The following is a 7,746-nucleotide window of genomic DNA, read 5'->3' on the forward strand; positions in this document are numbered from 1 at the left end:
TGATGCCGCCGCAAAGCGGCGGCATCACGAACTACGGCTGGAGTATTAGGCTGACCCCATGAAGGTTCGACCGTGGCGACGGGCGTATCTGGCCGCCGAATACGCCGCACTGTTCTTCGGCGGCGCGACGGTGTACCGGACGGTCGCCCGCGGTCGCTCCCCCATTCCCGCGCTGTTGGTGCTGGCCACCGGCGCGACCGCCTATCTGCGGCGCTCACCGGATTTCGACCGCGCGTCCCTGTGGCGAGGTCGCGCGGCGGCGACTCAGGGCCGGTCGATGGCCACGTCGGCGGGCGCCACCGCACTCGCGCTCACCGCGGCCGTGGCCGTGACCCGGCGCGAGGATCTGTTCGATCTGCCGCGCCGGGACTGGCGCATATGGGTCGCGGTGATGGTGCTCTATCCACTGCTGAGCGTGTATCCGCAGGAAGTGGTGTTCCGGTCGTTCCTGTTCCACCGGTACGCGCCGGTCTTCGGGACGGGCAAAGGCATGGTCGCGGCCAGCGCCGCGGCCTTCGGCTACGTGCACATCATCTTCGGCAGCTGGTTCTCGGTGCTGGCCAGCGGAATCGGCGGCTGGATCTTCGCGGCGCGCTATCTGCGCACCCGGTCGCTGTTCACCGCCTCGGTCGAGCACTCCCTCTACGGCATCCTGGTCTTCACCGTCGGCTTGGGCCGCTACTTCTACCACGGCGCCGAAGGGCTACGGCTGCCCGCCGGGTCTCCCGGCTGAGCCGCGCGCTCACGAACGACCGCTTCGCACAAGGCTTCTCGCGCGCGCCGCGGCAGGCTCGCCCACCCCCGATCAGGCCCCGCCGCCGGGTGAGGCGGGCATGAACGAGCGCCGCTGCCCCTGTGTCGCGGCACTCACCCACCAGGCGATCTCGACCAAGACGATGCCGACGCCGCCGCACACGAACGCGGCGGTGGTCAACGCCGCGTTCGACGGGTCGAGTTTGAAGAACTCACGGGTGAACGGCACCGTGAACAGGAAGACGTATGCCGCGACGGATGCACCGATGAGCACCACCTTCCACCACACGTACGGGCGCGCCACGATCGCGAGCACCCAGACCGCGATCATGATCAGCGTGATCAGGGCTGTCGTGCCTGCCTGCACCTTCTGTTCATCGGTGGCGTGCGGCCCCTCGTAGGCGATGAGGTAGGCCACGAAGGTCGCCACGCCGATGACCACGCCGGACGGAATCGCCAAACGCATGACGCGGCCGACGAATCCGGTACGGGCGCGCTCGTTGTTCGGGGCCAGCGAGAGGATGAAGGCCGGAATGCCGATGGTGAACCAGGCCGCGATCGTGACGTGACGCGGCAGGAATGGATAGCCGATCGGCTCGTAGTCGAAGATCTGCGAGCCGACGCCCGCCAGACCGACCAGGAAGGCGAGCAGCACCGAGTACACGGTCTTGGTGAGGAATAGATTCGAGACCCGCTCGATATTGCCGATCACCCGGCGTCCTTCGCCGACCACATACGGCAGGGTCGCGAACTTGTTGTCCAGCAAGACGATCTGCGCCACCGCCCGGGTAGCCGGACTGCCCGAGCCCATGGCCACGCCGATATCGGAATCCTTCAGCGCCAGTACGTCGTTGACACCGTCACCGGTCATGGCCACGGTGTGACCGCGCGATTGCAGTGCGCCCACCATCGCGCGTTTCTGGTCCGGGCGCACCCGCCCGAAGGTGGTCTCACGTTCCAGTACGTCGGCCAATTCCGCTTGGCCGGAAGGCAAGTCGCGGGCGTCGACGGCGCGCTCGCCGCCGGGCAGCGCCAGCGCGGTGGCGACCGCGCCCACCGAAACCGCATTGTCGCCGGAGATCACCTTGATCGAGACATTCTGCTCGGCGAAGTACTCGAGGGTCTGTCTGGCGTCCGGGCGGACCTTCTGTTCGAGCACGATCAGCGCGGCGGGTTCGACGGCGCCGGGTGCGTCGGGCGCGTCGACCGGGCGATCACTGCGCGCCAGCAGCAGGACACGCAGTCCGGAAGAGCCGAGTTCCTCGGCGAGACGGGCGTTCTCGGAGTGCGGATCGAGCAGGACATCCGGCGCGCCGAGCAGCCAGTTGCCGTGTTCGCCGTAGGAGATGCCGCTCCATTTCTTGGCCGAGGAGAACGGCGCGACCGCGGATCGCGTCCAGCCCGGACCGTCGCCGAGTCCTGCGCCTATTGCCTGCACACTGGCGTTCGGGCGCGGATCGTCGGCGGCCAGCGCCGCGGCCGCTCGGCGCACCTCGGCGTCGTCGCCCCCGTCCGGAATTCTGATCTGCGCGAGCCGCATACCGTTCTCGGTGAGGGTGCCGGTCTTGTCCGCGCAGACGACGTCGACCCGGGCCAGACCCTCGATGGCGGGCAGTTCCTGCACCAGGCACTTGCGACGGCCGAGTCGCACCACGCCGACGGCAAAGGCCACCGAGGTCATCAGCACCAGTCCCTCCGGCACCATCGGCACAAGCGCCGCCACCATGCCGGTCACCGCGGGCCGCCAGCTCTCCTTGCTCGAGACCAACTGGTTGTAGATGCTGAGCAGGCCCGCCGGGATCAGCAGGTAGGTGATCACCTTCAGAATTGTGTCGATGCCGCTGCGCAGTTCCGATTTCACCAGGGTGAACTTGCTCGCCTCCTCGGCGAGACGGGCCGCGTAGGCGTCGCGCCCGACCTTGGTCGCCCGGTAGGCGCCGCTGCCGGAAACCACGTAGCTACCCGACATGACCTCCGCGCCCGACTGCTTGTCGACCGGATCGGCCTCACCGGTGAGCAGCGATTCGTCCACCTCGAGCAGCGCGGACTCCTCGACCACGCCATCGACGACGATCTGGTCGCCCGGTCCGAGCTCGATGAGATCGTCGAGGACGACCTCGTGCGGGACGATCTGCGTGGATACGCCGTCGCGGCGCACCGTCGGCTTGGCCTGGCTGACGATGGCGAGCTGGTCGAGGGTGCGCTTGGCCCGCACTTCCTGGATGATGCCGATCGCGCTGTTGGCGACGATGAGCAGGCCGAACATGCCGTCGATGATCGATCCCGTCGCCAGTACCAGGATGAACAGCACCCCGAGGATCGCGTTGATCCGGGTGAGGACATTGGCGCGGACGATATCGCGTACCGAGCGGCCCGCCCGGTCGGGCACATCGTTGGTGCGCCCGTCGCGGCGGCGTTGCTCGACCTCCGCCGCGGTGAGTCCGGCGCTCGGCGCCTGCACGGTAATCGACATGGCTGCCAGCCTAAGCCGTTCCGTCGGGCGCCGTCTCCGCCCCGGCCGTCACAGACCGGTCGGTCTGTGACGTCGCGGGAATCGAAGTAATCTGAGACCGGTGCGGCGAATCACGACGGTCCCCGGTGTTGTATTCGGTACGAGCGCTTTTCTGATCTGGGGACTATTCCCCGCCTTCTTCGGACTGCTCGCCTTCGCCGATCCCTTCGAGATCGTGGCCCAGCGCATCGTGTGGACCCTGGCGATGGTCCTCGTCGTACTCGCCGTGACCGGCCGCTTGCGCGAGATGCGCGGCATCGAGGCCAGGACCTGGTCGCTGGCCGCCGCGGCCTCGGCCGCCATCTCGGTCAACTGGGGCACCTACGTCTACGGCGTCACCTCGGGTCACGTCGTGGAATGCGCCCTCGGCTACTTCATCAACCCCCTGGTGACGGTGACCTTCGCGGTGATCATCTTCCGCGAGCGGCTGCGCCGCGCCCAGTGGGCCGCGCTCGGACTCGGTGCGGTCGCGGTGGCCGTACTCACCGTCGACTACGGCAGGCCGCCCGTCATCGCATTGGCGCTGGCCTGCTCCTTCGCCCTCTACGGGCTGGTCAAGAAGGTGATCCGCCTGGACGCGCTGCGCGGCATCGCCGCCGAGGGGCTGGTGGCCGCGCCGATCGCCCTGGCCGTCATCGCGACCTTCGCGGCACTGGGCCGCAGCGCCTTCACCACCGGACCCGCGCACGGCGCGCTCATGACGGCGACCGGCCCGGTGACCCTGATCCCGCTGCTGCTGTTCGCCGTCGCATCCCAACGGGTTCCGCTGTCCACCATGGGCATACTGCAATATCTGACGCCCGCGTTACAGCTGGCGTGGGGCGTCGCGGTGGTGCACGAACCCATGCCCGCCTCACGCTGGACCGGTTTCGCCCTGATCTGGGCGGCGCTCGCGGTGTTCACCGCCGACGCCATGATCCGCCGGCGGCGGGCACGCGCGGCCGCGGTGCCGCTGCCGGAGGAAGAGGTCCGCCTCTCGTGACGGCTACCAGGCGACGTTGATCCGCCCCGGACTCCACAGCCCGCCGCGGTCGCGGTCGACGATCACCGGCTTCGCAGGCACGGCGTCGGGTGCGCGCCGGGTGAATCGCTGGAGCTCACCCCAGTCCCGGTGCCAGTCGTCGTTCAGGTAGGTCGCCAGCGTGCCGGACTCCAGCAGCATCGGCGTCCAACCGAGCGGACCGCCGCCGTCGTGGTTCTGCCACAGATTCGTGTCGTGCGCGCCGACCCGGTCGGGCAGGATGCGGTAGCCGGGAATCTCGGCTATGCCGTCGCGATGGTCGAAGGGCCGCTGACACGGGAATTGGAGGCCGACCGCCCAGTCCAGCAGCACCGGCTCGGTGCTGCCGACCACCTCCTGAAGGGTGCGGGTCCGCGGTACCCGCGGCGGGGTGAAGGCCAGCCACTGTTTCGGATCGCGATCCCGGTCGGCGGCCACGATGCGGATGAGCGAGGCATCCGAGGGGATCTCGTCGATCGGCAGGCGCAGATTCCGCCACGAGGGCGCGGGACCGATATCGATCGGCGTCACCCGCCCCATCGGTCGCGGGTCACCGTCCGCGAGCGCGCCGTATTCGACTTCCAAGGGTTGGCCCGGCATCTCGACACCGTCGGCGTCGAAGGACCGGATGCGGCCCGCCACGCTCAACGCGACGATGTCGCCGCGGTCGGCGCCCTCGGGCAGCCGGTACCAACCGGTGGTGATCGAGGCGGGCTCGGTGGCGCCGTCGGTGCCGAGCACCGGCGTGGCCGGGTCGAGGCCGAACGGCAGCGCCGGACCGGAGGTGCCGGTACGGATCTCGGCCCCCGGACTGCCGTCCACCGAGGTGGCGATCGCGGCATCGGCCCCCTTCTCGGCATCCGCGCTCAGATCCTTGGCCACGCCGGACGGGGTGAATCCGGTGCCGGTCCCCGCCAAGGTCGCGGTCGCGTCACCGGTGAGCGGGGTCAGCATGCCCGCGTTCGGGTCGGTCTCCACGAGTACGTGGCGCGCCAGCCCGCACGGTTCGCCAAGAACCGCGTCGATATTCGAACGGGCCAACGAGAAGGCCGGATACTGGGTCACCGCGCCCTTGGCGAAGGACAGCACCTCGAACAGCACCAGCGCGGCAGCGGCGATGGTCAGCGGCGGCAGTGCCACGAATCGACGGCCGAAACTCGAGATACGCTGCGCCACACCGGGTTCCGGCGCGCGCACATGCCACCACGCGGCAACGGCCGCCAGCGCAAGCGCCGCCGCGAGGAAGACCTGGTTGAAGCCGATTCCGGCCACCGAGGGCTGTTTGTCCCACCACGGAATGGCGAACGAGGACACGTACCACCAACCGTTCGGCCCCGAGAACACCAGTGCGAGCAGGAAGGCGACACCCGAGGCGAACAGCGCGCGATTGCGCGGCGCCCGCATGACCCTCGGCCCCACCGCGACCGCGGTGAGCACCGCGACCACGCCCGCGAGCCCCGCGAACACGCCGAGGTGGTGCGTCCACTTGGTCGGGGTGGTCATCATCAGCAGCAGTGCGCCGACCGTGACGCCGATGACGCGCCGCGACGGACCCGACGCGGTCGAGGGGATCTTCCCGCCCTTGTGCAGCAGGGTGAGCAGGCAGACCGCGAGTCCGGCCAGCATGACGAAGATGCCGAACCGCCGCGCCACCGAACCGTCCACGGTGCCCATGAACAGGTACTGGTAGCGCAGGTATTCGTCGTACCACTTGACGTCGGGACCGGCCAGCTGATGCACCCGGCGCATCTCGAGCATGGCCGAGAGCGGCTGGTCGGAGAAGGCCACCGTCAGCACCAGCGTGCCCGCGGCCACCAGCGGCGCGAGCAGCGGCAGCCAACCGACCGTGCGCGCCCGCGCCGCCAGTGTCCTCACCAATGGACGCAGTCCGGCCGCCAACGCCGCCACGCAGATGACGCCGTGCGGACCCGCGGTGAAACTGAAGGCCGCGATGACGATCGCCACCGCGAACGGCAGCAGCCGCCGGGTCGCGATGCCACGTTCCACCGAACACCAGGTGAGCAGCACCCCCAGCGCCACATACGGTTCCGGGCGCAATCCGTTGTTGTAGGGCAGCCAGACCGCGAGGAAGACCAGCCCGCCGGTCCACAGCGCGATCCTGTCGCGCCGCACCGCGACACCGAGGCGCGGCACCACCTCCCGGCTGATCACCAGCCAGGTCACGATGCCCGCGCACAGGGCGGGCAGGCGCATCCACGGACTCGCGACGCCGAGCTGCGACATCCATCCGATCATGTCGTAATACGGTGTGCCGACCGGGGTTTCGGGCACGCCGAAGTAGCGGAAGTAGTTCGCCATGTACCCGGAGGCGAGTGAGGCGCGGCCCATGCCGAACTGGTAGCCGTCGTCGGAGGTGGTCGACCCGATGAAATGCCAGAGGACCATGGTCGCGAGCACCACCGCGTCCACCGGGGAGAAACTCCACCAGCGCTGCGGCAGTATGCGCCGCGCGCCGCGGCGGTCGAGTCGATCCAGCCGGAACAGCGCGACCAGGGCGACGAGAGTGGCCGCGACCGCGATCCACATGGCGATCCGCTTGATCGGCGTCGGCGAGGAATAGAAGCGGGTGTCGAGTTCGGCGGTGACCCGAGCGCCGTCGACGGCCGCGAGATCGGTGAAGACGCCGACCATCTGCGGGCGCAGATCGCCGAACAGCCGCACGGGCTCGGCGCCGGTCAGGGTCGCCGTGGACGATTCGGCATCGGCGCGCACGCGGAATTCACAGTTCGGAGCGAGTTCGGCGACCGGCAGGTCGTACAGCGCTCGATTGCGCAACACCGCCTCGAACGTGGCGGGCCGTCCCTCGGTGGCCGGGCGCACACGCGCCACGAAGCCGTACCGCTCCGAATCCGGCGCGCCGTCGGGAGCGGTGGCGGCCAGCAGACCGCCGTCGGCACCGAGTCGGGCTATATCCGCGCACGGCAGCGTCACGTCGAAGGTCATGGGCGCGTAGGCGATCAGCGGCGCCTCCACGCCGCGTGCCGAACCGGACTGCGGCCAGGTCAGGGTCGCGGCGTCCACCCGCACCGGCAGCAGCGGGACGGCGACCGCGCACAACGCCCCGAGGAGGGCGGCGAACAGCGCCACCGGCCGAGCCCAGCCCCCGCGCGAATCACGCTGTGTCGTATCGGGTCTGGACTCCACCTCGGACGGTCGTCCCGCCCTCACCATCGTGTCGGACACGGTGGGTGATAGTAGCCGCCCTTCCTGAGAACGAAACCCAGCGAAACCCAGCGAAACCCATTGCCCGAGCCGGACAGTCGCGCTCGGCAATCGGACACCGGTTCCGTCCGGGGGTTTTCGCCGTTCAGGTACCGATCCGGCATACGCGCGAGATCACCGGGAACCCCGGCCGCGGGATTCCCGGTGACCCGGCATCACGCGCAGGCGGTCGACTGCTGGCCGAGGGCGGTCAGCATCTGGCAGGCCCACGCCTTCTGGACCTTCCACTTGCCGTTCT

At 69.3% G+C, this 7,746-nt stretch carries 4 protein-coding genes; 2 read left to right on the forward strand and 2 right to left on the reverse strand.

The features are described 5' to 3' along the window. Nucleotides 1-58: 58 nt before the first annotated feature. Complete coding sequence (locus tag APZ21_RS05530) at nucleotides 59-733, forward strand: CPBP family intramembrane glutamic endopeptidase (protein ID WP_054812132.1); 675 nt, start codon at nucleotides 59-61, stop codon at nucleotides 731-733. Between the two features lie 72 nt (nucleotides 734-805). Here APZ21_RS05530 and APZ21_RS05535 read toward each other — a convergent pair whose 3' ends face one another. Beyond that, nucleotides 806-3,226 carry an HAD-IC family P-type ATPase gene (locus APZ21_RS05535; protein ID WP_054812133.1) on the reverse strand — a complete coding sequence of 807 codons (2,421 nt, stop codon included), beginning with the start codon at nucleotides 3,224-3,226 and terminating at the stop codon, nucleotides 806-808. Between the two features lie 100 nt (nucleotides 3,227-3,326). Here APZ21_RS05535 and rarD point away from each other — a divergent pair, with 100 nt between their 5' ends. Further along, entirely contained in the window at nucleotides 3,327-4,247 is a 921-nt protein-coding gene (gene rarD / locus APZ21_RS05540; protein WP_054812134.1) for an EamA family transporter RarD, read from the forward strand. 3 nt (nucleotides 4,248-4,250) lie between these two features. Here the strand turns inward: rarD and APZ21_RS05545 are convergent, their stop codons facing one another. Next, nucleotides 4,251-7,457 (reverse strand): arabinosyltransferase domain-containing protein, encoded by a 3,207-nt coding sequence (locus tag APZ21_RS05545; RefSeq protein ID WP_054812135.1) that lies wholly within the window; start codon nucleotides 7,455-7,457, stop codon nucleotides 4,251-4,253. Between the last annotated feature and the right edge of the window lie 289 nt (nucleotides 7,458-7,746).

The organism is Nocardia arizonensis, from assembly GCF_001310275.1.
Lineage (GTDB): Bacteria > Actinomycetota > Actinomycetes > Mycobacteriales > Mycobacteriaceae > Nocardia > Nocardia arizonensis.

Coding starts and splice junctions, on each gene's coding strand:
- APZ21_RS05535 (WP_054812133.1), bottom strand. CDS start 3,226: ATGTCGATTACCGTGCAGGCGCCGAGCGCCGGACTCACCGCGGCGGAG.
- APZ21_RS05545 (WP_054812135.1), bottom strand. CDS start 7,457: ATGGTGAGGGCGGGACGACCGTCCGAGGTGGAGTCCAGACCCGATACG.
- APZ21_RS05530 (WP_054812132.1), top strand. CDS start 59: ATGAAGGTTCGACCGTGGCGACGGGCGTATCTGGCCGCCGAATACGCC.